The sequence below is a fragment of the Streptomyces kaniharaensis genome (assembly GCF_009569385.1).
Taxonomy (GTDB): Bacteria; Actinomycetota; Actinomycetes; order Streptomycetales; family Streptomycetaceae; genus Kitasatospora; species Kitasatospora kaniharaensis.
In genome coordinates this window covers 4882344-4907954 of the sequence record NZ_WBOF01000001.1, presented here as the reverse complement: position 1 = coordinate 4907954, position 25611 = coordinate 4882344, and the positions used below count along the sequence as shown (strand labels likewise).

22 protein-coding genes are annotated in these 25611 nt (G+C 72.7%); all 22 read right to left on the bottom strand.

From position 1 onward, the window contains the following. Window positions 1–40 precede the first annotated feature (40 nt). The 22 genes from metK to F7Q99_RS22115 all read right to left on the bottom strand — a co-directional run bounded on the left by metK (window position 41) and on the right by F7Q99_RS22115 (window position 25500). The gene (gene metK / locus F7Q99_RS22220; protein ID WP_153464122.1) at window positions 41–1264 is read right to left on the bottom strand and encodes a methionine adenosyltransferase; all 1224 of its coding nucleotides are present in this window, start codon (window positions 1262–1264) and stop codon (window positions 41–43) included. Between the two features lie 30 nt (window positions 1265–1294). Next, entirely contained in the window at window positions 1295–2110 is an 816-nt protein-coding gene (locus F7Q99_RS22215; protein ID WP_326846977.1) for a thioesterase II family protein, read from the bottom strand. Beyond that, entirely contained in the window at window positions 2107–2526 is a 420-nt protein-coding gene (gene panD / locus F7Q99_RS22210) for an aspartate 1-decarboxylase (RefSeq protein WP_153464120.1), read from the bottom strand. The genes F7Q99_RS22215 and panD overlap by 4 nt, the downstream gene beginning before the upstream one ends. Before the next feature lie 19 nt (window positions 2527–2545). Continuing rightward, complete coding sequence (locus F7Q99_RS22205) at window positions 2546–3307, bottom strand: thioesterase II family protein (protein ID WP_326846976.1); 762 nt, start codon at window positions 3305–3307, stop codon at window positions 2546–2548. A gap of 22 nt (window positions 3308–3329) precedes the next feature. After that, window positions 3330–3506: an acyl-CoA carboxylase epsilon subunit gene (locus F7Q99_RS41325; RefSeq protein WP_326846975.1), complete on the bottom strand. Its 177-nt coding sequence runs from the start codon at window positions 3504–3506 to the stop codon at window positions 3330–3332. Between the two features lie 305 nt (window positions 3507–3811). Beyond that, window positions 3812–4495: an HAD family hydrolase gene (locus F7Q99_RS22195; RefSeq protein WP_153464114.1), complete on the bottom strand. Its 684-nt coding sequence runs from the start codon at window positions 4493–4495 to the stop codon at window positions 3812–3814. A 266-nt stretch (window positions 4496–4761) separates the two neighbouring features. Next, window positions 4762–5547 (bottom strand): HAD family acid phosphatase, encoded by a 786-nt coding sequence (locus tag F7Q99_RS22190; RefSeq protein ID WP_153464111.1) that lies wholly within the window; start codon window positions 5545–5547, stop codon window positions 4762–4764. A gap of 216 nt (window positions 5548–5763) precedes the next feature. Then, the gene (locus F7Q99_RS22185; RefSeq protein ID WP_153464108.1) at window positions 5764–6225 is read right to left on the bottom strand and encodes a winged helix-turn-helix transcriptional regulator; all 462 of its coding nucleotides are present in this window, start codon (window positions 6223–6225) and stop codon (window positions 5764–5766) included. 127 nt (window positions 6226–6352) lie between these two features. After that, complete coding sequence (locus F7Q99_RS22180; protein ID WP_326846974.1) at window positions 6353–7195, bottom strand: ABC transporter permease; 843 nt, start codon at window positions 7193–7195, stop codon at window positions 6353–6355. Continuing rightward, a complete protein-coding gene (locus tag F7Q99_RS22175; RefSeq protein WP_153464106.1) occupies window positions 7192–8157 on the bottom strand; it encodes an ABC transporter ATP-binding protein in 966 nt (321 codons plus the stop codon). The genes F7Q99_RS22180 and F7Q99_RS22175 overlap by 4 nt, the downstream gene beginning before the upstream one ends. Before the next feature lie 27 nt (window positions 8158–8184). Continuing rightward, a complete protein-coding gene (locus F7Q99_RS22170; RefSeq protein ID WP_153464103.1) occupies window positions 8185–9291 on the bottom strand; it encodes a thiopeptide maturation pyridine synthase in 1107 nt (368 codons plus the stop codon). Then, window positions 9288–11714 carry a lantibiotic dehydratase gene (locus F7Q99_RS22165; RefSeq protein ID WP_153464100.1) on the bottom strand — a complete coding sequence of 809 codons (2427 nt, stop codon included), beginning with the start codon at window positions 11712–11714 and terminating at the stop codon, window positions 9288–9290. Before F7Q99_RS22165 ends, F7Q99_RS22170 begins: the two co-directional genes overlap by 4 nt. Continuing rightward, the gene (locus F7Q99_RS22160) at window positions 11711–13564 is read right to left on the bottom strand and encodes a TOMM precursor leader peptide-binding protein (protein ID WP_153464097.1); all 1854 of its coding nucleotides are present in this window, start codon (window positions 13562–13564) and stop codon (window positions 11711–11713) included. The genes F7Q99_RS22165 and F7Q99_RS22160 overlap by 4 nt, the downstream gene beginning before the upstream one ends. A 13-nt stretch (window positions 13565–13577) precedes the next feature. After that, window positions 13578–14993 carry a nitroreductase family protein gene (locus F7Q99_RS22155; RefSeq protein WP_153464094.1) on the bottom strand — a complete coding sequence of 472 codons (1416 nt, stop codon included), beginning with the start codon at window positions 14991–14993 and terminating at the stop codon, window positions 13578–13580. Window positions 14994–14995: 2 nt separating this feature from the next. Next, window positions 14996–16036, bottom strand: a complete 1041-nt coding sequence (locus F7Q99_RS22150; protein ID WP_153464091.1) for a lantibiotic dehydratase C-terminal domain-containing protein — start codon at window positions 16034–16036, stop codon at window positions 14996–14998. Further along, on the bottom strand, window positions 16029–18689 hold the full coding sequence (locus F7Q99_RS22145; protein ID WP_153464088.1) for a lantibiotic dehydratase: 2661 nt from the start codon (window positions 18687–18689) through the stop codon (window positions 16029–16031). The genes F7Q99_RS22150 and F7Q99_RS22145 overlap by 8 nt, the downstream gene beginning before the upstream one ends. Then, on the bottom strand, window positions 18689–20266 hold the full coding sequence (locus F7Q99_RS22140; RefSeq protein ID WP_195911146.1) for a SagB family peptide dehydrogenase: 1578 nt from the start codon (window positions 20264–20266) through the stop codon (window positions 18689–18691). Before F7Q99_RS22140 ends, F7Q99_RS22145 begins: the two co-directional genes overlap by 1 nt. Beyond that, on the bottom strand, window positions 20263–21912 hold the full coding sequence (locus F7Q99_RS22135; protein ID WP_153464083.1) for a TOMM precursor leader peptide-binding protein: 1650 nt from the start codon (window positions 21910–21912) through the stop codon (window positions 20263–20265). Before F7Q99_RS22135 ends, F7Q99_RS22140 begins: the two co-directional genes overlap by 4 nt. After that, the gene (locus tag F7Q99_RS22130) at window positions 21905–23881 is read right to left on the bottom strand and encodes a hypothetical protein (protein ID WP_153464079.1); all 1977 of its coding nucleotides are present in this window, start codon (window positions 23879–23881) and stop codon (window positions 21905–21907) included. The genes F7Q99_RS22135 and F7Q99_RS22130 overlap by 8 nt, the downstream gene beginning before the upstream one ends. Window positions 23882–24001: 120 nt before the next feature. Beyond that, on the bottom strand, window positions 24002–24169 hold the full coding sequence (locus tag F7Q99_RS22125; protein ID WP_153464076.1) for a thiomuracin/GE37468 family thiazolyl RiPP peptide: 168 nt from the start codon (window positions 24167–24169) through the stop codon (window positions 24002–24004). A gap of 60 nt (window positions 24170–24229) precedes the next feature. Beyond that, the gene (locus tag F7Q99_RS22120; protein WP_153464073.1) at window positions 24230–24397 is read right to left on the bottom strand and encodes a thiomuracin/GE37468 family thiazolyl RiPP peptide; all 168 of its coding nucleotides are present in this window, start codon (window positions 24395–24397) and stop codon (window positions 24230–24232) included. A 38-nt stretch (window positions 24398–24435) separates the two neighbouring features. Continuing rightward, window positions 24436–25500 (bottom strand): LLM class flavin-dependent oxidoreductase, encoded by a 1065-nt coding sequence (locus F7Q99_RS22115; protein ID WP_326846973.1) that lies wholly within the window; start codon window positions 25498–25500, stop codon window positions 24436–24438. Window positions 25501–25611 lie beyond the last annotated feature (111 nt).

The following is a 25611-nucleotide window of genomic DNA, read 5'->3' as shown; positions in this document are numbered from 1 at the left end:
TTCGGTCGGCTGCGGCGGGGACGGTCGGCGGAGCGGCGGGTCAGCGCCCGGCTGCCCGGCGGAGCTGCTCGGCCCGGTCGGTGCGCTCCCAGGTGAAGTCCGGCAGCTCACGGCCGAAGTGGCCGTACGCGGCGGTCTGCGAGTAGATCGGCCGCAGCAGGTCCAGGTCGCGGATGATCGCGGCCGGACGCAGGTCGAACACCTCGGTGACGGCCTTCTGGATCGCCAGCACCGGCACCGACTCGGTGCCGAAGGTCTCCACGAACAGACCCACCGGCTCGGCCTTGCCGATCGCGTACGCGACCTGCACCTCGGCCCGGCGCGCCAGACCCGCGGCGACGATGTTCTTCGCCACCCAGCGCATCGCGTACGCGGCCGAACGGTCCACCTTGGACGGGTCCTTGCCCGAGAACGCGCCACCACCGTGACGGGCCATGCCGCCGTACGTGTCGATGATGATCTTGCGGCCGGTCAGCCCGGCGTCACCCATCGGACCGCCGATCTCGAACCGCCCGGTCGGGTTGACCAGCAGCCGGTAGCCGTCGGTGGTCAGCTTGATGCCCTGCTCGGCCAGCGCCTTCAGCTCCGGCTCCACGACGAACTCGCGGATGTCCGGGGTCAGCAGCGACTCCAGGTCGATGTCGGAGGCGTGCTGGGTCGAGACGACCACGGTGTCCAGGCGGACGGCCTTGTCACCGTCGTACTCGATGGTGACCTGGGTCTTGCCGTCGGGACGCAGGTACGGGATCGTCCCGTTCTTGCGCACCTCGGTCAGCCGGCGCGAGAGCCGGTGGGCCAGGGTGATCGGCAGCGGCATCAGCTCGGGCGTCTCGTCCGACGCGTACCCGAACATCAGACCCTGGTCGCCCGCACCCTGCTTGTCCAGGTCATCCGCGTCGTCCCCCTGGGAGGCACCCTCGACACGGGCCTCGTACGCCGTGTCCACACCCTGCGCGATGTCCGGCGACTGCGCACCGATGGACACCGACACGCCACACGAGGCGCCGTCGAAGCCCTTCTTGGAGCTGTCGTAGCCGATCTCCAGGATCTTGTCCCGGACGAGCTGGGCGATCGGCGCGTACGCCTTGGTGGTCACCTCGCCGGCCACGTGCACCTGGCCGGTGGTGATGAGCGTCTCCACGGCGACCCGGGACGTCGGGTCCTCCCGCAGGAGAGCGTCGAGGATGGTGTCGCTGATCTGGTCGGCGATCTTGTCGGGGTGCCCCTCGGTCACGGACTCCGAGGTGAACAGACGGCGGGACATAAGGGGTTCTCCAAGAGGTGAGTCGATAACTCAGGCCGATTCGTCGGCCCGGTCCAGCTGCGCGGTGACGGTCGCCAGGACCTCCCGCTCGTGTTCGGCCAGGTAGAAGTGGCCGCCCGGGAAGACCCGGAGGTCGAAGGAGCCGATCGTGTGGTCCCGCCAGGCCGCGGCCTGTTCGAGGTCGACCCGCGGGTCCTGGTCGCCGAGCATCGCGACGACGCGGCAGCGCACCCGGCTGTCGTCCTCCGCGCGGTAGTTCTCCACCGCGGCGAAGTCGGCGCGGATGGTCGGCGCCACCATCGCGAACAGCTCGGGGTCGTCCAGCAGCCGCGCGTCCGTGCCGCCCAGCTTCCTGAGCTCGCGCAGCAGCTCCTGGTCGCCGAGCCGGTGGAAGCCGTCCTCCCGGCGCAGCCCCGGTGCGCGCCGGGCGGAGACGAACAGCAGGCTCGGCGCCGGGCCGGCCCGGTGCGCCTCCAGCCGCAGGGCGGTCTCGAAGGCGAGGACGGCGCCCATGCTGTGTCCGAAGAACGCCAGCGGGCGGTTGCCCGTCACCGTCTCCGCGATCGCGCCGGCGATCCCGTCGGCCAGTTCGGCGACGGTCTCCAACCGCCGCTCCGCGTACCGGTCCTGGCGCCCCGGGTACTGCACCGCCAGGACGTCGTACCGGGCGGACAGGGCCTCGGAGTAGCGGTGGAAGAAGCTCGCCGCCCCGCCCGCGTGCGGGAAGCAGACCAGCGTGGCGGCCGGTCGCGCCGGCGGCCCGTGGTAGCGGCGCAGCCAGGGGCCCCAGTGCGCGGTCAGCGCCCGCCCCCGGCCGGCCGCGACGGGCAGGACCACCGGGCTCACCCGGCCGCGACCAGGTCGCCGCGGAAGAGGCCGCTGCCCGCGGGCACGTCGGCCGGGTCGCTGCCCTGGTGGACGATCCGGTTGGTCTCGTCGACGAAGACCACGCGCGGCTCCAGGGCGGGGGCCTCGGCGTTGGTCACGGTCGCGTAGGCGATGATGATGACGAGGTCTCCGGGGCTGATGAGGCGGGCGGCGGCGCCGTTGATGCCGATGACGCCGGTGCCGCGCGGGCCCTCGATGACGTAGGTGGAGAGCCGGTTGCCGTTGTCGATGTCGACGATGTCGACCTTCTCGCCGGGCAGCAGGTCGGCGGCGTCGAGCAGGTCGGCGTCGATGGTGACGGATCCGACGTAGTGCAGGTCGGCCTGGGTCACCGTGGCCCGGTGGATCTTGGACTTGAACATGGTGCGGTACATGGGAACTCCCCCGTGTGGTCTATGAGTTGACGTTCGCGAGCTCTCGTGCAACGAACCCGCGGATCCGCTCCACCAGGGCCGGCACGTGATCGTTCAGGTAGAAGTGGCCGCCCGGGTGGACGTCCAGCTCGAAGCCGCCGGTCGTGTGGTCCACCCAGCCGCGCGCCTCGGCGACCGACACCAGCGGGTCCGCGTCGCCGGTGAGGCCCACGATCGGGCAGGCCAGCGGCGGCCCGGGGCGATAGGTGTACGTCTCCGCCGCCTTGTAGTCGCCGCGCACGCACGGCAGCACCAGCCGCAGCAGCTCGTCGTCGGCCAGCAGGGCGTCGTCGGTGCCGCTCAGCCGGCGCAGCTCGGCGATCAGCCCGTCGTCGTCCAGCAGGTGCGCGGTGTTGTGCCGCTCCACGTGCGGCGCCCGGTGCCCGGAAGCCAGCAGACCGAGCGGCCGCCGGCCCTCCGCCTCCAGCCGGCGCGCCACCTCGTAGGCCAGGACGGCGCCCAGGCTGTGCCCGAACAGCGCGAACGGCCGGTCCAGCCACGGCCGCAACTGCTCCACCACCCGGTCGGCCAGCTCCGGCACCGAGTCGATCACCGGCTCGTGGCGGCGCTCCTGCCGGCCCGGGTACTGCACCGCCAGAACGTCCAGCCCGGGGGCCAGCATCCGCCCCACGTGGTAGAAGTACGGCGCCGAACCGCCCGCGTGCGGGAAACACACCAACCTGGCCGGAGCCTGGTCGGCGGGGTGGAACCGGCGCACCCATTCCTCCGTCGCTGTCGTCACTGCCCGTCCTCGCTTCCGTTCGTCATTCGTCCCACGCCCCCGGGGCCCGGTAGCCCACCGCTCGCCACCGTGCCCGCCCGGCTGCCGGCCAGCCGGCCGCAGCGGGGCGGCGCCGGCGCAGCGCAGCGATCAACACCACGGTAACGGCGGCGAGTTCGTCGTCCGCCACCGAGCCCCGCTCGACCCGAAGCCCGTCCACGCCCGCCCTTTCCGCCCCATCCCGTCCCGCGGAGCATTGAATCCGGAGTCCCACTCACCCCGACACAGCGATCCACCCCTATCCCGACCGCACCGCACCCCTACCGGCCGCGACGGAGACCGACGCGGGGTGGAAGCACCCTTCGCCCTACGGAAGGTACGGGTGGGAGATCGAGCGACGACGGAGAAGAGGCCGTCCGGCCGCCGCGCGGGCGGGGAGTCGGCCTCTGAAACGCACGACGGGCAGCACCTCCAGGTGTAGGAGGGGCTGCCCGTACGGCTGCGGCTTCTAGCGGAGCGGGTGGATCAGAAGTGCTCCAGCAACTCGGCGAAGCCGCGCAGCGCGAGCGTCGCGTCCTCGGGCCGGAACTCCTCGTGCTCCAGCACCCAGGTGTGCTCGTGCGGGATGTAGACGGCCTTCAGGCCGGCCCGGAGCGCGGGCAGGATGTCGGACTTGGGCGAGTTGCCGATCATCCAGGTCCGGCCGGCGTCCAGGCCGAGGTCGGCGGTGAGCTGCCGGTAGGTGTCCACGTTCTTCTCGGGGACGATGTGGATGCTGCGGAAGTGGTGGGCGATGCGGGAGGCGTCCACCTTCCGCTGCTGCTCCTCCAGGTTTCCCTTGGTGAGCAGCAGCAGTTCGTGGTTCTCGGCGAGTGCGACCAGGGTCTCGGCGACGCCCTCGATGAGCTCGACCCCACGGTCCGTCAGGGGGGTGAGGAGTTCTTCGATGCGGGCGTTCTCCTCGGCCGTCGGGATTCGGCCGTTGACGACCTCCAGGCAGTCCCGCAGGCTCTGCCGGAACATCTCCGCGCCGTACCCGAGCGACACCGCGTTCTTCGCCTCGATCTCGTCGAGAAGCGTCCTGGTGCGGCCGCGCTCCTCCGGAGCGGAGACCCAGTTCAGAAAGCCGTCGATGACGCGCTCGAAGAGCACGTTGTTCTCCCACAGCGTGTCGTCGGCATCGAAGACGAGCGTCTGGCCCTTGAACATCCCTGATCCACCCCTGAGTTCGCGCCGAAGACCGTGTCCCGCGACTCGGACGTGAGCGGACGACGAACGGGTGCGGAAGCGGTCGTACAGAAACCTCATCATGCCAGAGCGGCCACCGGTGCACGGGCGTCGCGCCGCGGAGATCACCGCCGACGTCGACCAGCCGTCACCGCCGCCCCGGCTTTCGGCGTGCCGACCGCCGGAGCCTGCCGCCCGTGCCGTCTCCGCCCCCGGAACGACGCGCGGCAGGCCCGGCGGCCAACGGCCTACGGCAGGTAGTACATCGGGTTGGGCAGCTTGAAGCCCTTGTCCGCGTGGCCGCCGGCCAGGTCGCTGTTCTGGTCGCCGAAGTTGCCCACGATGTCGTAACCGAGGCTCTCGATGTGGGCCCGGGTACCGGACTTGTACTCGGTGACGGTGCAGTTCGCCCCGCACGGCAGGTACGGCGCGGGCGAGGTCTTGTTCTTCATGAACAGGTGCGAAGAGTCCGCGGCGGGGAATCCGACGGCGGCGAGGTTGGCCGCCGTGGGGGTGCGCTGCTCCTCGGGGCGGCCGGTGATGTAGAAGACCGTGTAGCCCTGCTGCTCTGCCCAGGTCGCCAGGTCGTTCATGCCGAAGACGGCCGGCATGGTCTTCGTGGCGATGTACTGGGCGTTGCCCGCCGGGCTGTAGACGAAGGTGGTCTCCAGCTCGTAGTTGTACGTGGACAGCGAGGTGTCGTCGACGTCGAGGACGATGGCCTTCTTGCCGGAGTGGTCGTGCTTGACGCGCTGCGCCAGGTACTTCTTCGCCTGGGACTCGATGCCCCGGACCTGGTTGGCGTAGTTGCTGTCCGGGGAGGCCCAGTGCTCGCCCTTGGCGTCGACGGTGTCACCGTAGTACGCCTTGATCTTGGCCACCTCGTCAGTCATGTTCGTGATCTGACGGTCAGTCTTGGGGGCGGCGGCGTCGGCCGCCGCTATCCCCCCGCCGACCACCACCGCGCCGGCGACAACGCCGACGGCAAGGGTGGTCAGCTTCCGCGTACGGGACGTCAGGGTGCTGTCGAGCATGAGGGTTTTGCTCCTTCTGCCGCAGGCCGGGAGGGCGTGACTCGCCCGTCGAACCGATGTGGCGGCTGCGTGATGCCCGAACCGTAGGGGCGATCAACACCACAGGTCAAGCACACTCTACGCGCATGGTCTACGCGCGATGCCGACCAAGGACGGTTGGTCCCACCGGCCTCGCGCGGGCGCGATGGCATCGACGCCCCCTGCGCCACGCGGCGGTCACAGCATCGAGGGACGCCCTTCGGGGGATCCGCCCGGGGGAGCCGAGGCGGGCCCCGGGGGCAGGGGGGTTCCGTAATCGAGCATCCGCCGGTCGTATTCCTTCTGGTGCGCCCGGATCTCGTCCGTGTTGTCGACGGCCCAGGTGTGCAGCCGGCTGAACGGCTCTCGCAGGGATTCGCCGAGCCGGGTCAGCGAGTACTCGACCCCGACCGGCGAGGTCGGCAGCACCCGACGTCTGATCATCCCGTTGCGCTCCAACCGGCGCAGGGTCTGGGTCAGCACCCGCTGGGTCACCCCCTCCAACTGACGCTTGATCTCGTTGAACCGCTTGGGCTCGCTGAGGACCGCCAGGACGGTCATCGACCACTTGTCGGCGATCTGCTCGAGGATCGGGCGGCTCGGGTCGTCATTGGGTCGACGGGCGCCGTTCACGGCGGCACCGGACTCGGAAGTAGCCATGATGCTCCCCCTCACGTTCGCGGCACACTGGGCAGGAAGTGCGCCGGAAGCATGAGCATGCCACAGCAAGCTGGCATTCAGTTATATATGGTCATATTGAACAACATTGCTGCGTTCCGAAAGACCATCAGCCGATCGCGCGGGACATGAACCCCCTGATGCCGACCGCCGCGGCGACCAGCAGCGCGAGGAGCAGCACCAGGACATCGGTCCACAGGGCGATGGACCCGTGGCCGGGCAGCGTCGCGGCCCGCAGCCCCTCGCTGACGTAGGTCAGCGGGTTGAGCGCGGAGATCACCTGGAACCATCCGACGTGGCCGAGGGACGACCACGGGTACTGGACGGATCCGGTGAACGTCACCGGGGCCAGAACCAGCGCGAAGGTGACACTGATGCGGTCCGGGGCGATCACCGTGCCCAGCACCAGCCCGATGGCGGCTCCGGTCGCCGAGCCAAGTGCGAGGATGAGCAGCACACTTGGCCAGACCGTCGGCGCCCAGCCGGAGGTGCCGAGTACGAGAAAGCCGATCGGGGCCATGACCAACCCGGCGAACAGGCCGCAGAGCGTCCCGAAGACCAGCTTGGCCGCGGCCACCAGAGGTCCCGGCAACGGCGCGAGCAGCCGGTCCTCGATCTCGCCGGACCAGGAGAAGTCCATGATCAGCGGCATCGCGGTGTTCTGCAGGGACACCAACACCGCGTTGAGCGCCATCACACCGGGAAGCAGCGTCGCGCCGAAGTCGCCCCTGGTGTAGCCGGCTTCGTCCAGCACCTTGCCGAAGACGAAGAACAGCAGCAGCGGTTGGACGATCACCTGCACGAGGAAGGCGGTCGGCCGGCGGGTCGTGGTGAACACGTCGCGCCACAGGACCGCGAGGAAGGTCCGCAGCACCGACCCGAGGTCGTACCGCGGTCGCCTCCCGGCGTCGGGGCTCGTGTCCGGTTCGGCGGTCTCCGCCAACGTGGTCACCGCAGTTCCCTTCCGGTCAGGCTGATGAAGACGTCCCGCAGGCTCGGCCGCTCGACCGACAGGTCGACCAGATCGGCCCCCTCCCCTCGCTCCACGACGGTGCGCAGCACATCCGGCAGCAGCGCGGCCGGGTCCTTCTCCGTGCGTACCCGGAAGCAGCCGGAAGACGCGTCGTGGTCGACGGCGCCGGCGCCGGGCAGCTCCGCCAGCGCGGCGGCGATCGTGTCGGCAGACCCCAGCGTGACGCGGGCCCGCGCGGTGATCGTGGCGCCGCCGGGGAGTGCCGCGGTGAGCGCACGCGGCGTGTCCAACGCCAGCAGCCGGCCGTGGTCGACGATGCCGACGCGGTCGGACAGGCTCTCGGCCTCGTCCATGTCGTGCGTCGTGAGCACCACGGTGACGCCGCGGTCGCGCAGTTCGCGGATGCGCTCGTGCAGGAAGAGCCGCGACTGCGGGTCCAGCCCGGTCGAGGGCTCGTCCAGGAACAGCACCTCGGGGGCGTGCATCAGCGCCCGCGCGATCACGACCCGCTGGGCCTGGCCGCCGGAGAGCCGCTCGACCCGCTGGCCGGCCTGGTCGGTGAGCCCCATCAGTTCGAGCAGCTCCGCCGCGCGGCGCAGCCGTTGCTCGCGACGGACGCCGTGGTAGCGCGCGTGGAAGAGCAGGTTCTGTCGCACGTCCAGTGAGCGGTCCAGGTTCTGACGCTGCGGCACCACCGCCAGCAGGCGTTTCGCCGCGGCGGGGTGGGCCACCACGTCCGTGCCGAGGACCAGGCAGCGGCCCGAGGTCGGCAGGATCCGCGTGGTCAGCACGCCGACGGTGGTGGACTTTCCCGCCCCGTTTGGGCCGAGCAGGCCGAAGACCTCGCCCTTCGCGACGGTGAAGCTCAGACCGTCGACGGCGGGCGGCGCCTGCGGGTGGTAGCGCTTGACCAGGTCGGTGACGGTGACGGCGTGGTTCATCTCGTGCTCCCCTCTCCTGTGGTCCGGCTACAGACGACCGCCGCTGTCGACGAAGCCGATCAGGTCCTGGATCCTGTCCATCGCGGTCACCCCGTTCACGTCCTCCACGGCCCGGGAGACCACGTGGCAGACCAGGTTGCGTTCCAGCTCGCCGATGCCGATCCGGTACATGTTCAGATACAGCCAGTTGAGGACGACCCGGTACTGCTGGAAGGTGTTCCAGCCGCCGAGTTGGTCCGCCGCCCCCCGGTGGCCGCCGAGCGTCCGGTGGAACGGGCTGCGGTCGGACCAGGCGCTCCAGCTCGAACCCCACTCCTCCGGTTGGCCGTTCGCGTCGGTGTCGAGCGCCAGCTCCCCGGCCCGGATCAGCTCGTCGGCCCGGTTGCGGTAGCGCAGCAGGGTGTCGAGCAGGCTGCCGAACGGCAGCACCTCGTGGTAGTCGGCCGCCGCCGTGATGGTGACGACCCGTTGCCTGAAGCGCTCCGCGTTGCTCTCGTAGACCCGGTCGAACCGCTCGCGCAGACCGTCGGGGTGCTTGGCGAGGAAGGCGTCGGCGTGCCCGCGGTAGGAGAGGTAGCCGTAGGTCACCGGCGGCAGGAACCGGTGCGCCGCCGCGATGAACAGGTCGACCGCGAGCGCCATCCTCGAACCGCCGCCGCGGACCCGGTCCAGGACGGCGAAGACGGTGTCGTTGGTGTCCACGTAGTAGTCGGCGAGCAGGTCGGCCGCGGCCTGCCCGCCGAGGACGGACAGGCGCCGGTCGAAGGGCTCGACCTCGACGGAGTTGTTGGCCGCCCACGGGGTCAACGGCCCCTGCTCGCGCTCGTACCGGGCGAGCAGCCGGTGCTGCTCCAGCGCGGCCTGCTCGTCGAGCACCGCCGTGGACGGGTGCGCCCGCAGGTACGCGCCGAGGATGTCCGCCGCGGCCGGAGCGACCACGGTGTCGAAGGTCTCGGCGCTCGCCTGGATCGGGATGCGGACGTGCGGCCCGCGCCGCCAGTGCGGCTGGAACCAGACCCGGGAGGTCGCGGGGGCCACGGCGCGCAGGAACGGGCGCACCGCGTCGAGCAGCAGATCGGTCCGGTCGCCGTCGTGATGGTAGACGTTCACGCTGCGCCAGGTGGACTCCGTCATCGTCCATCTCCTTGACAGTTCAGCTCGATCAGGAATTCGGTCACCCGCGGCAGGCCCTCGTGGTCGGTGAGTGCCGTCTCCGGCTCCGGCGCGACCTCGGAGAAGACCGCCGCGGCGGCCGGATCGGCAGCCAGTTTCTCGAAGGCCATCACCAGCGGCGGCGAGCCGATGTCGACCAGCAGCGGTTTTCGGGCCCGGTCGCGGGCGAGTGAGCCGGCCGAGCCGTCGCCCAGGCGCAGCACGGAGGCGAAGAACCGGGGCGGGATGCCGTGTTCGGTCAGCCAGGCCGCCAGCAGGAGCAGGAAGTCCGCGTCGGACTGGCCGGCCGCGCGGCGCGGCAGGGTCCCCGGCTGGGCCACCCAGGTGGCCCGCCTGAGCACCACGCGCCCGACGTCCAGCCGCGGCGCGTGCAGGACCCGGCCCGTCCCGGTCCCCGCGGCGGCGTCGTGCTGCAGCGGCTGGTCGGGCCGGAGCAGGATCGGGTTCTCGCCGAACGCCTCCACCAGCAGGGCCATCACGGGGGGGAGCTGTCGCTCGTAGGAGAGCCCGCCGTGGACGGGGCGGACGGCCGTTCCGCCGTCGAGCAGGACCGGCAGACCGTCCGCTCCCACGCCGACGGTCAGCCGGGCGGGCGGCGGGTAGTCGAGGCGCTCCGGCAGGGCGAACTCGCGCTGGTTGAGCGAGGTGGCCAGGGTCTGCGCGAACTCGGCGTACCTCGCCCCGCCCGGGTGCACCGCCGCGACCGGGAGCGGATCCCCGCCGACGGCGCTCAGCAACCGGCGCAGCTGGGAGCGGCCGCGGCCGAAGCCGGAGTTGACCGCGTTGACGACCAACTGCCCGCCGTCGTACTGGGCGTAGACCGCGACCGATCCCACCGGGCGCACCCAGGCCGGGAGCGCATCCAGCACCTGCGCGATCCGCCGCCGGTCCGGCAGCGAACGCCGCACCTCGCCGATCAGGCCGGCCAGTCGGCGCACCTCCGCGATCGGGCTGGCGGCCAGGGTCCCGGTCAACCCGGTCGCGGCGAAGGCGACGGCGGCCGGATGCAGGCGCATCGCCTCACGGCCGCCCCGCACCAGCTCGGCGTAGAACCGGTCGAACGGCACCGGCGTCCCCACTCCGAACCGCTCCCTGACGAACGAGGCGATCGCCAGCTTGAACGGCAGCGTGTGGTCGAAGACGGCCAACAGCCGGCAGGTGAGGGCCAGATCGTCGAGGGCCGCCTGCCACGACGGCAGACCCGCCTCGATCACCACGCCGGGGATGACCGACTGCTCGGTCACCACGTCCCGCAGCCGGCCGGTGACGCCGAGCGGCGCGAGGCGTTCGGACAGCGTCGCCCCGAGCACGGCCCGCTCGGATCCGTCGGCGTGCGCGTAGGCGCGCAGCGCCTCCCGGACCGGAGCCAGCTCGGGTGCGCGCCGCACCAACTGGCCGAGCGGGTCGGGGCCGTGCTCGTCGAGATCGGGCTCGGCCAGCAGCAGTCCGGCTGCCAGCAGCGAGCGCAGATACCCGGCGGCCTGGTCCGGCGGCGCGGGAAGTCCGGCGGTCAGCTCGGCGAGGGTCGGCCGGGCGGCGGCGGTCCGCAGGCAGTGCCGCAGCGACGCGGTCAGCGGCAGGCTGAGCAGTTCCTCCCTCGGCGCCGGGCCGAGGAACTGGACGGCGCCCGAGACCACCCGCGCGCTCGGGTTGACGCCGACCCGAGTACTGGTCGCCCCGGTCCGTTCTGCGGCCAGCGGGACCAGCGCCGCGAGATCGAGCTCGACGACCGACCGAGCCGGTGCGGTCGCGGTCCAGCGCAGCGCCGGACCGTCCGGGACGAAGCGGCCCAGGCCGCTCGCGGTGAAGGTGCTGAACGGGCTGGTCTTGACGGCGGCCCGGGCGACGTAGACGGCCAGCCGGATCAGCTCCTGTCGGCCCGGCCTGCGCCGCAGCACCTCGCGCAGGGTGGGGCTGGCATGGGCGAGGCCCTGGTCGAAGCGGGGGTGGGCGCCGATCTCCCGCAGGGCGGCGGTCACGGCCCGCTCCGCCTCGGCCAGCAGCGCCGGCAGCTCCGCACGCTCGGCCCGGTACCGGTCCACGCTGTGCCCGAACTCGGCGACATCAGCGGCCAGTTCGTGGCCGAGGGCGGCGGCGACCAGCGGATCGGCCAGCAGTCTCGACGTGTCCCGCAGCTGGTGCACGCGGCGCCGCAGCGCGACCAGCTTCGGCTTGGCGGCCGGGTCCGGGAGCGCCCCGATCACCGCGTGGCAGCGGTCGGACAGCGCGGCCGCGCGGGCCGTCAGCTCGGTGGCCGTGCCCGCCGTCGCCAGCAGCGCGTCGCGCAGCCGCTTGTCGACCAGCCGCTCGGTCACGGCCGCCGGCAGGGCCGCGACCCGGACCCCGAAGGTGGGGGCGACGGTGGTGGGGTGACGGCTGCTCATGGGAACGGGTGGGGGTGGGGGTTGATGTCGGCGTCGGTGAGCGGGTGCGGCGCGTGGCCGAGCCGGTACGGCACCTCCCGCAGCCGGGGCAGGCCGGTGATCCGCCGGTTGCGGTGACCGAAGGTCATCGGCAGCGCGCCGGGCGCGATGACCTTCACGCAGTGCAGGCCGGCGGCCCGGTGCAGCGGCGAGGTCTGGTCGACGACGACCACGTCCATGCCGCCCGCCAGCATCCGGCCGACGGCCTCGGTGAGGTCGTCCCGCAGGTCGGCGTGGTGCGGCCAGGGGCCGCGGCCCAGGCGGTCCCAGCCGATGGTGCGGTCGGGGCCGGAGAGCAGGAAGGAGAAGCGGTCGAAGGCCTCCGGGGTCGCGCTGCACAGCGCATGGTCGGTCATCACGCGCACCAGCTCGGGATCGGCCGCCATCCGCCGGGCCCGCTCGGCCTCGGCGGGGTAGCGGCGCAGCTCCTGCTCGACGATGGGCGCGAGCTCGCCGAGGGCGCTGAGCACGGCGGCGGCCGGGTCCAGGGCAGATCCGCTGGTGCAGACGACCCGGGGCCGCGCGGCGTCACCGCCGGTGTCCTGCGCCAGCACCCAGAACGCGGGGATCGCCTCGGACAGGGTCGTGTCGAAGACCCGCACCCGGTAGCCGGTCCGTTCCAGGCGTTCGACGACCAGCCCGATGCGCGGGTCGGGCGCGCGGGCCAGGTCGACCTCGGGCACCGGCATCCTGGCGTACCAGGTCATCAGGAAGGCGTCGCGCTCGACGACCTCCAGGATGCCGTGCAGGATCGCCTCCTCCAGGCAGCCGCCGAGCGCGCAGCCGTTGGAGATCTCGAAGGTGAAGGGCTTGTCCGCCTCGGCTCCCGGCTGCCAGGTCGTCCGGTAGTAGGCGTGGCTCTCCGGGACGAGCACCGGCCGGGCGCGGCCGAACGAGTACCCCCACACCCAGGACACCACCGCGTCCTCGGTGAACGGCTGGTAGACGCCGTCCGGGTCCGGGTGGCGCTCCGGCGGGAACAGGCCGAGCGAGCGCGGGTCGAGGGCGTCGTCCGCGAGCTCGGCGTAGCTGCCGCGCACGGTGGTCCGCTTGCCCCAGGGCCACTGGCCGCCCAGGCGTTCCAGAGCCTCGGCGACCGCGGTGACCCGGCAGGAGGAGTAGTCGCGGCCGCGCCCCCAGCCCGCCTCGCCGCGGTAGCCGTACTCGGCCAGGACCGCCTCGGCCAGCGGGAACCGTGCGTCCCGCATGCCGTTCGGCGGGGCGACCACGCCGGTTTCGGCGTCCACGTACAGGCCGGTCAGCTCGGACTCGGACAGGTCGCGGACCCTGGTGGCCCCCGGCCGCGGCTTGGGCCGCGACCGCGGGGTGATCGCGGCCAGGGCGGCGGTGTCCTCCGGCAGCGCCCCGCAGACCCGGCACAGCGGGTCGGGCAGGAACGGGTGCCGGGCGAGGGAGAGGTCCCGCAGGCCCAGGTACCAGCAGCAGTCCGAGGCCGCGCCGGTGTGCAGCAGCTCGCGCACCGTCTCGGCGGCGAAGGAGGACAGCCAGGGCGAGGGCCGCTGCGCGATCCGCTCGTCCTTGCGCAGTTCGGCGGTCCACTGGTCGCGGCGGGGCGCGGCGGCCCGCCAGGTCTGCACGCACCACGCGCAACCGGGCTCGCCGGGCCGGACGACCGGGCCGATCACGACCCGGTCGAGCTCGGTCCACACCGGCAGCCAGGGCTCGCCCCGGTCGTGGGCGGCGGCCCAGTCCCCGGTGTCCCACGCGTCGTGCGCCACCACCAGCAGCGACGGCGGACGCCTGGCGACGGCGTCGGCCAGCAGGCCGTCGCCGATTACCGTCTCACTCACGTACGCCTCTCCCTCACCACGTCAGCCGGAACTCGGGGCGCAGCCCGGCAGGGTGCTCGGTGCCCAGCTGGGCCATCAGCAGGCTGCGCTTGCGCCCCTCCAGGCCGAACCACTGGTCCAACAGGTGCGTGAGCACGTCGTTCTGGATCCGGCTCGCCACGTCGATCGACGCGGCGGCCAGGCAGGCCCGGTGCAGTGCGGCGCCGGCGGCGGCCTGCTGCACCCGGTACCAGCGGGCGCCGAACCGCGCCTCGGCGGCCTCCGCGTCGCCGACCGGCAGCAGCCACAGGTTCGCGGTCCGTGCGCCCTGTTGGGTCAGTGCGGCCAGTGCGGCCTCGCGCAGCCGCTGCCGGGGGTCGCCCTCGGCGACCAGCTCCAGCTGGTGCTCGTCGGGCAGGTAGCGATAGGCCCCGGACGGGATGCCGGTCACGTCGGCGACGACGCAGTAGAACTCGACCAGATCGGCCGGCAGGTCCCAGCGCGCCTGCTGTCCGTAGGCGGCGAGGACGGTGGCCAGCGCGCCGGGCGACATCGGGTCGCCGTTGAAGCCGCGTATGGCCGCGTGCCGGGTCAGGGTGCCAGCCCGCAGGTCGGGTGCGGCCAGCGGCAGGCTGATCCGCTTGCCGTCCCCCGCGGCGCAGGTCGCCAGCGGCTCGGGGCCGGGACGGCTCTGTGCGAGCACGGCCGCGTGCGCGCCGTGGGCGCGCGGGAAGGCGGCCAGCGACGGGCCGCGCACGGCGGGCGGCGTCGGCGGGAGCAGCTCGACGAGCGCGTGGACTCCCTCCTCACGCGGGTCGAGGCCCAGCAGGTCAGTGAGGTCGGCGTCGGGGAAGCAGAGCCGGGCCGTGGCCTCCTGCTCGCCCGCGACCGCCAGCGCCTGCGCCACCTGGATGCCGGCCTCCAGACAGGCGAGCCGGTAGTGCATCTCGCCGTACTTCGCGGCCAGCCGCCAGAACACGTTGGTCTGCACGAGCACCGTCGCGGCCGGCCGGGAGGCGACCTGGGCGCGGTAGTCGCCCGCGCGCAGCCGCACCAGGTCGTGGCGGGCCGGGTCGTAGTAGTGGACGCCGGTCGGCACCTCGGAGTCGGGACCGGCGATCACGTACCACTCGGCGCTGTAGCGGGCGCCGCCCGACGGTGTCGGACGCCTGGTCACCAGCCACTGCAGCGGGTCGTCGTCGGGGATGGCCTCGAAGCTGTCGGTGAAGGGCAGCATGTCCAGCGGCGTCAGCCACTGCGAGCGGGTGATGCCGCCGAGGTCGGCGAGCAACCGGCCGAGCCGGTGCCCGGCGCGCTCCGGCGGCCAGGGCAGCGGATGCCGCGGCGCGCCCGGGTAGCTCTTGACCACCCGGGGCGGGAACGCCTGCGGGTCGGCCACCTCGGTCGGCGTGTGCACGTCCTCCTGGTAGCGCGTGACCTGGTCGCTCATGGTCACACCGCACACAGGTCGAACGCGGTCCGGGTCAGCAGCAGCCGCAGGTGGGACTCCTGGGCCAGGCTGATGCCGAGCCGGTTGCACATCAGGTGCGCGCACCGCTCCACGATCAGCTGCGGCACCAGGTGGTTGATGTGGTCCAGCACGTCGGCGGGCGCCTCGAAGCTCGGATAGGCGTCCAGCCGGCCCAGCAGCTCCAGTTGGACCAGGGTGTCGTTCAGGTCCCTGGTGCTCGCCAGCCAGCCGTTCGCCACCGACCCGTCGGGCAGCGCCACGCCCCGTGTGGCCGCCCACACCGCCTCCAGGGTGGAGCGCAGCTGGGCCTTGTTGGCCTCGAAGTACCGTTCGAACTCCGGCGTGCCGATCAGCTGCGCCGCCTGACCGCCGCTCTCGACCATGAACCGGGCCTGGTAGGCGAGTTCGGGCAGGATACCGGTGAACAGGGTGCGGTTGGCGGCCAGCATGGCGAAGGCGTCCATGGCACGCTGCCCGGGCTTGCGGCCGCGGGCGATCAGCTCCACCGCCAGCGCGCTGGCCGCCATCAGCTGCCGCTCGACCGCCTCCAGCGAGCGGCCGGTGCCGAACACCTCGGTCTCCGGCACGTAGTCGACGAACGCGACCGAGTTGTCCGGGTGGAGCACCGTGTCGTAGTCGGCCATCCGCTCCAGCGCGGCCAGGCCCGGCGCGGAGTCGGCGTACTCCCGGGGAGTCATCGAGGACTCCGACGGCGAGGCCCGGTAGAACTCCGAGGCCGTCTCCTCGATCACGGACCGGACCTGCGCCACGTGCTCGGGGCCGGTGAGCACCCGCAGCCGCACGTGCGGGCCGCCCTCCCAGTAGCGCAGGAAGAAGAAGCCCTCGGCCTGCCCGGCCAGGCGCAGCCGTTCGACGGCGGGCCGGACGGCGCCGACGACCACGGCGTCCTGGTCGCCGTGGTAGAAGAGGTGGGCGCTGACCCAGGTGCGTTCGGCCGTCTCCGGCATCTGCGGCATGTCGGCCATGGCGGACGTGGCAGGCGTGGCAGACGTGTCAGACATAGGTGACTCCGGGCTCGTTGAGTTCCACGATGTACTCGGCGACGCGCTCGCCGCGGATCCGGCCGGGGTCCGGCAGCATCTCGCTGATCTGCACGATCGCGTTCGGCTCGGTGAGCCGGCGTTCCAACCCGAGCAGCAGCAGCATGCTCGCGAAGTCCACGTAGTTGGGTTTGGTGTCGTTGCTCGGGCCGTGGCCGCCGCCCTGGGCCAGGACGGCCGGGTCGAGCACGGTCACGAAGCACCGCTCGGGGATGCCGTGTTCGGCCAGCCACGCGGCCGTCCGCAGCATCCAGGCCGCGTCGGTGGCGGCCTCGGCGCGCCGGGGCAGCCGGTCCGCGCGGGTCATCCACATGGCGCGGCGCAGCACCACCTTGCCCACCATCAGCCGCGGCAGGTGGCGCACCCCGCTGTCGGCGCGCGGGTCCGAGGTCATCCGAAGTTCGGTGTGCGCGCCGAACCAGGTGTTGGACTCGCCGAAGGCCTCGACCATGAACCGCGCGGTGGGCGGCAGCAGCCGGTCGCCGAGACCGGGGTGAACGGGGCAGATCTGCCTGCCCAGCCGCCGCGACATCAGCTGGAGCAGCCCGTCGCCGCCGAGCCGCACCGACAGGTCGTTGACGGGCAGCAGGTCGTCCGGGTCGCGCACGCTGCGCACGCCAGGGTAGTCGACGACGAGCCGCACCCCCGGCTTCCTGACGTTGACCGCGGACCTGGCCACGGCCTCGAACTCGGCGAACAGCACGTCGCCGTGGCCGTCGGCCAGCCCCTGTTCGGCCGGTGCGCCGGCGCTCAGGTCGAGCCCGTCCAGGATCTGCCGCACCCGGTTCCGGCCGCGGCCGAAACCGCAGCTGATGGTGTTGACCACCAGCTCCCGGCCCTGCGTGGCGTCGGCGAGCTGGCAGTAGGCCGCCACGGAGGTGGGGGTGCGCACCCAGCTCGGCCACTCCTTGGCCAGTGTGCGGACCTCCTCCGGGTCGACGCGGACGACCCCGTCCGGATCGGGCTCCCGCTCGCCCAGCAGCCGCTTGCCGGCGGCGCGCAGCCGCTGCAGCTCGCGCAGCGCGTCCCCGGCGCTGTCCTCGTCCGTGTTGTCCCCGTCCGTGCTGTCCCGGTCCGCGCCGGCCCGGTCGGAGGCCGCGGGGGCGCCGGTCTGCTGCTGGGCCAGCACGTCCCGGTAGAACACCAGCAGCGGGACCTCGGCCCCGGCCGGATACCGGCCCTGGAACAGCCGGCTCAGGGTCAGCTTGGTGGGCAGGTCCGGCCCGATCAGGCCGAGCAGGGCGCGCACGGCGTCCAGGTCGTCCAGAAGGGGCTGCCACCGCTCCGGGTCCAGCACGGCGGCGGTGCCCGGGTGGACCGCGTTCTCGTAGAAGCTGTACCGGGCGAACTCCTTGGCCAGCTTGGGGTTGTGCAGATGGGCGTGGTCGCCCGCCTCGCGCAGGGCCGTGTCCAGGCCGCGGACCACGGCGTCGCGCACGTCGACCCGGGCTCCGGCGGAGGCGATGGTCGGGTAGTTCGACAACGCCTCCTGCACGCCGTGCAGGGTCCAGTCCAGCTTCCGCAGACCGGGCTGGCGCAACTGGTGCAGCCAGGCGCGCAGTTCGGCGACCGGGTCCGGCGTCTGGTCGGCGAGCGGCGGGACCAGCTCCAGCACGCCCAGTGTGACCAGGCGGCGCAGGAACACGTCGACCTGGTGGCCGTCGGCCGCCTGTGCCAGCAGCGCGCCGCGCAGGTCGTCCAGGGTGGTGTCGTGCGTGGTCACGTCGAGCACCCGGCGCAGCGTCGGCGTGAGCGCCAGGCCGTGCACGTGCTCGACCGGGCGGCGGCCGAGGAAGACCAGCGCGTCGTCGACGACCGTGGCGCTCGGGTTGATCCGGATCCGGCAGCCGCCGACGACCTCCGGGCGTTCGCTGACGGCGCGCGCGATCCGGTGCAGCGAGCCGATGCTGACCTCGGTGCCGGTCGGCGCGGCGAACTGCCCCTCCGCCAGCCGCCCGGACAGCTCGACGATGTCGTCGGACCGGCTCCAGGCGGCCAGTCCGCTGCTGGTGAAGGTGGAGTAGGGGCTGGTCTTGGCGGCGGAGCGGGCCAGGTACTGGGCCAGCCGCAGCATGCTCTGGCGCTGCGGCGCGCGCCCGGTGGCCAGCCACTTGTGCAGGGCCAGGAACATGTCCGGATTGGCGTGCACCAGCCCCAGTTGGAAGGCCGGCAGTCGGCCGGCGTCGCGCAGCGCCTGGCAGCTCGCCGCCCAGTCCTGTTCCAGCTGCCGCGGCAACTCCCCCTGCAGCCGGTCACGTTCGGCGAGCAGCTCGGACCACTGCTGTAACGGGCCGGTGAGGTCGGCGGGCACGTCGGCCAGTCGAGCGGGATCGACGCGGCGGCTGCGGTGGACGGCCCGGCGCACCGCGACCAGCCTGGCCTTCGCCTCGCCGTCGCCGAGGGCGCCGATCGCCGCGTGCAGCAGCTCCGACAGCTCACCGGCCGCCTCGGAGATCTCGGCGCGCAGGCGCACCAGTTCCCGGGCGGTGCCCCAGCTCCGCGCGCAGCGCAGGCCCTCCAGCGCGACGACCGGGCTTCCGGCGAGCCGGACCACGGCGGCCGGGCCGAGCGCGTACCGCGCCGCTCCCGGCGCGGCTTCTCGCAGGCTCTCCATCACTCCACCGCCTCGGGCTCGACGGGCACGATCACGCGTCCGCCCGGCCCCGTCCTGGCCAGCAGGATCTGGAAGACCGGGGTGTGGCGCTGCTCGGTCAGGCCGAGGGCCGCGCGGACCCCCTCGGCGTGGTAGGCGTTGACGATGCGGCCGGACATGCCCTGCGCGGCCGCGGCCACGCAGATGCGGTGGGCGAGCAGCCCGGCCTCCTGGTTCATCACGCGGTAGCCGCGGTCGCCGAAGGTGTCGAAGGCCCAGTCGCGGTCCCCGACCAGGTGCACGACGGCGTTCATGTGCGTGAAGACCGGTCCGGGGATGGTGACGCGCTCGATCGCGGTGACGGCGTTCAGGCCGGCGTCGGCGGCGTCGCCGCGGGTCTCCGCGCGGGCGACCGGGTGCAGCGCGCCGGTCTCCGGGTCGAGCCGGTAGGCCCCGGCCGGTATGCCGGTGAGGTCGCCGACGGTCAGGAAGATCTCCAGCGGGGCCGGTGCTCCGGCAGGGACGGCGTCGCTGACGATCCCGGCTCGGATCCTGGCCAGTCGCGCCCACAGCTCGACTCCGTCGACGCGCGAGGCGACCGGCCGGAAGATGCCCGGGCCCGAGTCACGCGCGCGCAGCACCTCGGCCAGGCCCGGCTCGGGGACCTCGGTCGTGGGCAACGGCCGCGGCTCGGCGTCGGAGACGGCGGGCGCGACCGGTACGGCCGTCGTGAAACCCGTGGTGTCGGTGCACAGGGACGACCGGTTGACCCTGGTCAGCATGGGGCAGGCCTGGGGGACGCGCAGGCCGCTCGGGACCACCGGCGGCTCGATCGCCTCGATGGTCGCGGCCAGCGACGCGGCCGTCTCCGCGACCGGCGGGCCCGTCGAATCGGCGCCGGCGGCGGCCTCGGCGAGGTGGAGCGGCAGCACCAGCAGGGCCGGTTCCTCGTCGCCGTCGAGCCCGAGCAGCTTGTCGACCGGCTCGTCCAGGAACTGGTGGTGCACGTGTGCCCGCAGGCCCATGGCCCGGGCGACCAGGTCGAGGTTCCCGGCGACCATGCCGGCTTCCTGCGTGCACAGGCGGTAGGCGTAGTCCCGGTAGATGTAGGCGATCTTGGAGAACAGTCCGGAGAGCACGAACACGGCCTGCGGCACCGGGCCGCCGGTTCCCGTCGCCCGGGTGAGCAACCCCCGGTGGTCTCCCTCGCGCAGCCGCACCAGCGCGTGGTGCGGCGCGTCGTAGTGGTGGACGCCGTCGGGCAGGCACACGTACAGCTGGACGCCGAACAGGCAGCGCGCCGAGGCGACCATCCGGTGGTAGGGCCAGGTCCCGTTGGTGTCGAACTCCTGCCGGGAGATGCCGTAGCCGTAGTGGAGCAGCGTCGACAGGGCCGGCTCGTCGAAGGCGTCCACGGGGCCCAGTTCGGCGGGCAGCCTGGTGGTCAGCGGGCGGCGCGGCAGGCCCCGGTAGATCTTGAACTTCAGCGGCTCGTCCGGGTTGCCGTACTCCGACTGCCGGGTCTCCATCGCCGTGGCCAGGTCCTCCAGGCTGATCCGCCAGAACTCCCGGCCGACGCCGTCCGCGCGCCCCGTCACGGGAACGGGTGCGGATGCGGATTGCGCACCCGCCCCAGCCGGGGCAGTCCGGTCACCCGCCGGGCCGTGTGGCCGAAGGTCATCGGCACCGAGCCCGGTGCTATCACCTTGACGCATGTGAAGCCTCCCGATGCCTGTTCCGTTGAGGTGGTGTCGACGGCGACGACGTCCATGCCGGCGGCCGCGAAGCGCCGCACGGCCTCGTCCAGGTCCGCGCCGATCTCGGCGTTGCGCGGCCACCGCCAGCGTTCGAGTCCCTGCTGCCAGGTCGAGGCCCGCGGGTTGTCCAGCAGGAACGCGTACCGGTCGAAGCTGTCCGGATCGGCCGCGCAGAGCAGGTGGTCGGCCATCGAGACGACCTCGTCCGGATGCCCGGCCAGGTGCCGGGCGCGGTCGCGCCACCCGGGGTCCAGCGCCAGCAGGGTCACGTACTCGACGGTCTGGCTGAGCTCGTGCAGCGCGGCCAGGATCGCCTCGGCCGGTTGCAGCCCGCTGCCGCCGGTGGAGACGGCTCTCGGCCGCCCGTCGCCGGTGACGTCCTCGGCGAGGGTCCAGAACGAGGGGATCCCGTGCTCCCGAGTGCTGTCGAAGACCCGCACCCGGTAGCCCTGTCGCTCGATCCGCTCGGCCACCAGCGGGATCCGTCGGTCGGGCACGGCGGCCGGGTCGAGCTCGGGCAGCGGGGTGCAGCCGTACCAGGCCGTCAGGAACGCGTCGCGCTCGGCGACTTCGAGGACTCCGTGCAGCACCGCCTCCTCGTAGCAGCCCCCCAGCGCGCAGCCGCTGGAGATCTCGCAGGCGAAGGAGGCCTCGCCGCCGTTCCTCGGCAGCCGGTAGTAGACGAAGCTCTCCGGGACCAGTACCGGACGGGCCTGGCCGAACGACCAGCCCCACACCCAGTTCGCCACCGCGTCCTCGGTGAACTCCCGGTAGGGGAAGCCCGGCGTGCGGTACCGGTCGGCGGGATACAGCCCGAGTGCGCGAGGGTCGACCGCGTCGGCGGCCACCTCCGCCCAGCCGGCCCTGACGCCGGTGCGCTTGGCCGGCGCGTAGGCCGCGAGCCGTTCCAGCGACTCGGCGACCGCGACGGCCCGCGCGGACGCGAAGTCGCGGGTGCGGCCGTAGCCGGACGCCTCGGTGGAGCCGCCGGGCACGGCCAGCACGGCTTCGGTGAAGGGGAACGCGTGCTGCGTGTAGGAGGTGACGGACGGGATCAGGCCGCTCTGCCCGTCCACGTAGGCCGCCTCCAGCCCGGCCCGGTCCAGCAGGCGGACCCGGCTCGACCCGGGGGAGAGCTTGGGCCGCGCCTGCCGGGTGATCCGCGCGCCCTGCTCGGTGTCGGGGGTGACGGTCGAGCAGGTCGGGCAGTGCGGGTCGGCCAGGAAGGCGTGCCGGGACAGCGCGAGCGTGGCCGCGTCGACGATCCAGTAGCGCTGTTCCTGCGGCCCGGCCCCGGTCAGCTCGGCGACGGTGTCCGCGAGGAACGTCGGAAGCTCCGGGCGCGGTGTCCCGGTGGCGGGCTCGGCGGTGCGGTCGTCGCCGGACGCCGCGGTGCGCCGGGTGCGCAGGCACTCCGGGCAGCCCGGCGGCCACGGTCCGACGATCACCTGATGGGGTTCGAGCAGCACCTGGGGCCGGTCAGCCATGGACGACCACGGCCTGTGCCACGAACGGACACAGCCGGGCGACGCCGGGATCGTGGTCCAGCGGCACCGCCACCACGCGGCCGCCCTCGCGCGTCAGCCGCGCCACGACGTCGTCCAGGGTCACCGGTCCCGGCCACGCCCCGCTCCGCCCGTGGTCCGGCTCCCCGCGCAGCTCCGCGGGCAGGTCGGGCACGGGCTCCGGCGCGTAGCCGGGCTGCTTGGCGGCCCGGGACTGGTAGGCGAGCAGGGTCAGCTCCAGCCCCTGCTCCAGCGCGGCGCCGGCCTCCAACCCGCTGGCGAAGGCGACGGTGGCCTCCGGGGTGGTGAACGCGAAGGTGGGCAGGCCGAGCAGTCCGGACAGGTCGTAGACCTCGAACGGCTGGTCGACGATCGCCAGCAGCTTGCGGTAGCGCGCGCCACGGGCGGTCAGCTCGGCGCCGTCCAGGTCGAGCCGGGGCAGCGGCGCGGTCGCGGTCGCGAGCGCCGCGCCGACGCCCGCTCCGGCCGCCGCGACCACTGCGGCGCGCACGGCCTCGGACCAGTCGCCCCCGGACGCCGCGGTCCGCGCCGGGAAGACGGCCGCGGCCTCGACCTCGACCGGCTCACCGGTCAGCACGTCCACGCCGTGCAGGCGCTCGCCCTTGCGGGAGTCGGGCATCACGGCCGCATAGCGCTCGAACGCGCGCCGCACGGCCCGCTGGCGCGATTCGACGACGCTCTCGCCGCAGCCGTGCACCGGGAACGGGCCGCCGGCCAGGCCGACCGGGTCGGAGACCACCACTTCGCTGACGAACAGCGGCAGCTGTTCGTAGTCGCGCTCGGTGATCTCCGCGAACACGCCGGTCCGGGCGTCGACGCAGTCCACCGCGCGCCGGCCCAGCTCCTCGTCGTCGACGGGCGGTGCGGCGGACAGGACGGCCAGTCGGGCCGGGTCGTCGGGGACGGCGGGGAGCGCCAGCGGGTGCGGCAGGAAGGCGTGGGTCGCGGTCTCCAGCGTCTCCAGGTCGAACCGGACCAGCCGGTCGGGCGCCTGGCCCTGGTCGATGCCGGTCAGGTGGCGGAACGCCGCGAAGCAGAGCTGGTTGGCGACCAGGGCGACGGTCGGGCCGCGCAGGAACTCGCTCGGCGCGAGCTCCGGGTGGTCGCGCAGATCCGCGCCCGCGAGGTCCGGCGCGAGCGCGCGCAGCCGCCGCCAGGCCGACTCCCAGGCCGTGGCGTCGCCGTCCTTGCCGATGACCGGGCCGATCCACGCCTCGTCACCGACCGCGACCGCCTGCGCGAACGCGGCGTTCGCGGCGCGGGCGGCCCTCGGCAGTCGCAGGGCGCGCTCGATCATGGGCCGGTCGGCGACGTGCAGCACCATGGCGGCGCCGGCCACGAGCCGGTCGTCCGCGGCGGCGTCGAGGTAGGCCACGTGCTGGTCCGGGTCGAGTGCCCGGGCCGCGGCCAGGTGCTCGGCGACGCGGTCGCGGTCGAACGGGGACTCGGCGAACGGTGCGACCGAAGCGGTGCGCACACCGGAGCGCAGCTGCGAGTTGGTCAGTGCCTGCAGCAGCGGGCCCGCGCCGGCCAGCACGACGGCGGCGTCGCGGTAGCGCTCGAAGCGCAGTTCCGGCGAGTCCACGAAGTACTCGATGAAGGCGATGTTGGCGGCGTAGGTGCCGGCCAGGTCGGCGGTGAGGGTGTGCGGGCGGTCGTCCAGGACGTTCTTGACGTAGCCCTTGCCCAGCAGCAGCAGTGTCAGCTTGGCCAGCGCGGCGCGGCTCTGCTCCGGTACGGCCGCGCACAGCTCGCCGAGGGTCCTGGTGCCGTCGAGCAACGGTGCGATCCGCTGGATCCACTCGTAGGTCGACGCGCCCTTGAGCATCGACCCGCCCAGGTTGCTGCGGATGTAGGCGCCCTCGGGCACGCGCATGACGTACACGTCACCGCGCAGGCGCGGCCGGATCCGCTCGACATTGACTTCCATGTCCACCGCTTCTTCAGGCAGAACTGATGACAGGTCAGGAGGAGGACCGAGAGCCACCCGGTCCCCGTTCACGAACACGCACCGGCTAGAGCACAAGTGCCGGAAAGATCAGCACCCGGATCAGGTGCAGGAGCAGCACGGGCAGCAGCAGCAACAGCTGCTCGCACCACCGGAAGCGGACAGCTCCGTGAGGCCGTATCCGGCCGTCACCGACGCGGGCACCACCTCGCCCAGGTCGACGAGCTCGAAGGCGCCGTCGTCCAGCACCAGGTCCTCGAATCCCTCCATGTCTTCACACCCCCCTTCTCTTCTCGATGTCGAGCACGCGACGGAAATCCGGCACCTGGATCAGGTGCAGGAGCAGCACGGGCAGCAGCAGCAACAGCTGCTCTGGCCGCCGGAAGCGGACAGCTCGGTCAGGCCGTATCCGGCCGTCACCGACGTGGGCACCACCTCGCCCAGGTCGACGAGCTCGAAGGCGCCGTCGTCCAGCACCAGGTCCTCGAATCCCTCCATGTCTTCACACCCCCCTTCGCAGTCCGGGTGACGGATCGTCACAGTGATTTCACTTCGGGCAGCACCTTGGTGCAGAAGAGCTCCAGGGTCTGCCCAGCCTCGGCGAGCGGCATCGCACCGAAGTCGATCTGCCAGAGGATCTGGTCGACGCCGCCGATGTGGTCGTTGAAGGCGCGGATCCGGTCGATGACCGTGGACGGGGAACCGACGATCGCGCCGCCCTCGGTGAAGAGCTTGGCGGGCTTGAGGTTGCGCAGCATCCAGCCGAATCCGGAGTAGCCGCGGTAGGCCGTGGACTCCCTGCGGTCCCAGGCGTTGACGGCCAGGGCCCACACGTCCAGGTAGCGCTGCAGGTAGGTCTCGGCGATCTGCTCCGCGCGCGCGTCGGTGTCGGCGACCACCAGCGGCAGGCTGGCCGCGACCCGGGGGCGGAGCCCGGTACCGCCGTGCGCGGCGTGGAACGCGTCGCGGTAGAGGGTCAGGTGGTCGCGGAACTCGTGCGGCGAGATCAGCGGGGTGATCAGCAGCCCCAGTCCCTCCGCGCCCAGCCAGGTGAAGCTCTCCGGCGTGCGCACCGCCGCACCCCAGACCGGCGGGTGCGGCCGCTGGGTGGGCCGCGGCAGACCGGTCACGTCGCGGTAGGAGAAGAACGGCGTGTCCTCGCTCACCTTCTCCTCGGTCCAGATGCGCAGCACCGCCCGGATGGTCTCCCGGAACCGGTCGGTGCTCTCCTCCATGGCCAGGCCCAACGCGTCGAACTCGTCGGGCAGGTAGGCCCGGGCGAAGCCCACGTCCAGCCGGCCGCCGCTGATCGCGTCCACCTGCGCGGCCTCCGCGGCCAGCTGGATCGGGTGGTGGAACACCGGCAGGACGCAGCCGGTCATCAGCCTGACCGAACTCGTCCGGGCGGCCACCGCGGAGAGGAAGCCCAGCGGGCTCGGGCAGTAACCGCCGTAGTAGTGGAGATAGTGCTCGGTCATCTTGATGGAATCCAGGCCACCGAGCTCCGCTTGGACCGACAATTCCAGCGCGTCACTGAAATAGGTCTGCGGAGATTTCGTCTCGGGCGTGCAGTCAGGAAGGAAGGAAAGCCCGAAGCGCACCGACACCACTCCTTGAAACGGATGCCCGGGGATATCCGGGGATATTCGCGAGATCGACGTCCGCGGTGGTCATCCACACGGTCCGAGGCCAGTTGGCACCCAGCCGGGGGT

Bases quoted from the DNA above. Each gene is read 5' to 3' on its own strand.
- F7Q99_RS22195 (WP_153464114.1), bottom strand. From the start codon at position 4,495: ATGTTCAAGGGCCAGACGCTCGTCTTCGATGCCGACGACACGCTGTGG.
- F7Q99_RS22155 (WP_153464094.1), bottom strand. From the start codon at position 14,993: ATGAGCGACCAGGTCACGCGCTACCAGGAGGACGTGCACACGCCGACC.
- F7Q99_RS22145 (WP_153464088.1), bottom strand. From the start codon at position 18,689: ATGGAGAGCCTGCGAGAAGCCGCGCCGGGAGCGGCGCGGTACGCGCTC.
- F7Q99_RS22170 (WP_153464103.1), bottom strand. From the start codon at position 9,291: ATGACGGAGTCCACCTGGCGCAGCGTGAACGTCTACCATCACGACGGC.
- F7Q99_RS22135 (WP_153464083.1), bottom strand. From the start codon at position 21,912: ATGGCTGACCGGCCCCAGGTGCTGCTCGAACCCCATCAGGTGATCGTC.
- F7Q99_RS22185 (WP_153464108.1), bottom strand. From the start codon at position 6,225: ATGGCTACTTCCGAGTCCGGTGCCGCCGTGAACGGCGCCCGTCGACCC.
- panD (WP_153464120.1), bottom strand. From the start codon at position 2,526: ATGTACCGCACCATGTTCAAGTCCAAGATCCACCGGGCCACGGTGACC.
- F7Q99_RS22120 (WP_153464073.1), bottom strand. From the start codon at position 24,397: ATGGAGGGATTCGAGGACCTGGTGCTGGACGACGGCGCCTTCGAGCTC.
- F7Q99_RS22130 (WP_153464079.1), bottom strand. From the start codon at position 23,881: ATGGAAGTCAATGTCGAGCGGATCCGGCCGCGCCTGCGCGGTGACGTG.
- metK (WP_153464122.1), bottom strand. From the start codon at position 1,264: ATGTCCCGCCGTCTGTTCACCTCGGAGTCCGTGACCGAGGGGCACCCC.
- F7Q99_RS22165 (WP_153464100.1), bottom strand. From the start codon at position 11,714: ATGAGCAGCCGTCACCCCACCACCGTCGCCCCCACCTTCGGGGTCCGG.
- F7Q99_RS22150 (WP_153464091.1), bottom strand. From the start codon at position 16,036: ATGTCTGACACGTCTGCCACGCCTGCCACGTCCGCCATGGCCGACATG.
- F7Q99_RS22175 (WP_153464106.1), bottom strand. From the start codon at position 8,157: ATGAACCACGCCGTCACCGTCACCGACCTGGTCAAGCGCTACCACCCG.
- F7Q99_RS22190 (WP_153464111.1), bottom strand. From the start codon at position 5,547: ATGCTCGACAGCACCCTGACGTCCCGTACGCGGAAGCTGACCACCCTT.
- F7Q99_RS22125 (WP_153464076.1), bottom strand. From the start codon at position 24,169: ATGGAGGGATTCGAGGACCTGGTGCTGGACGACGGCGCCTTCGAGCTC.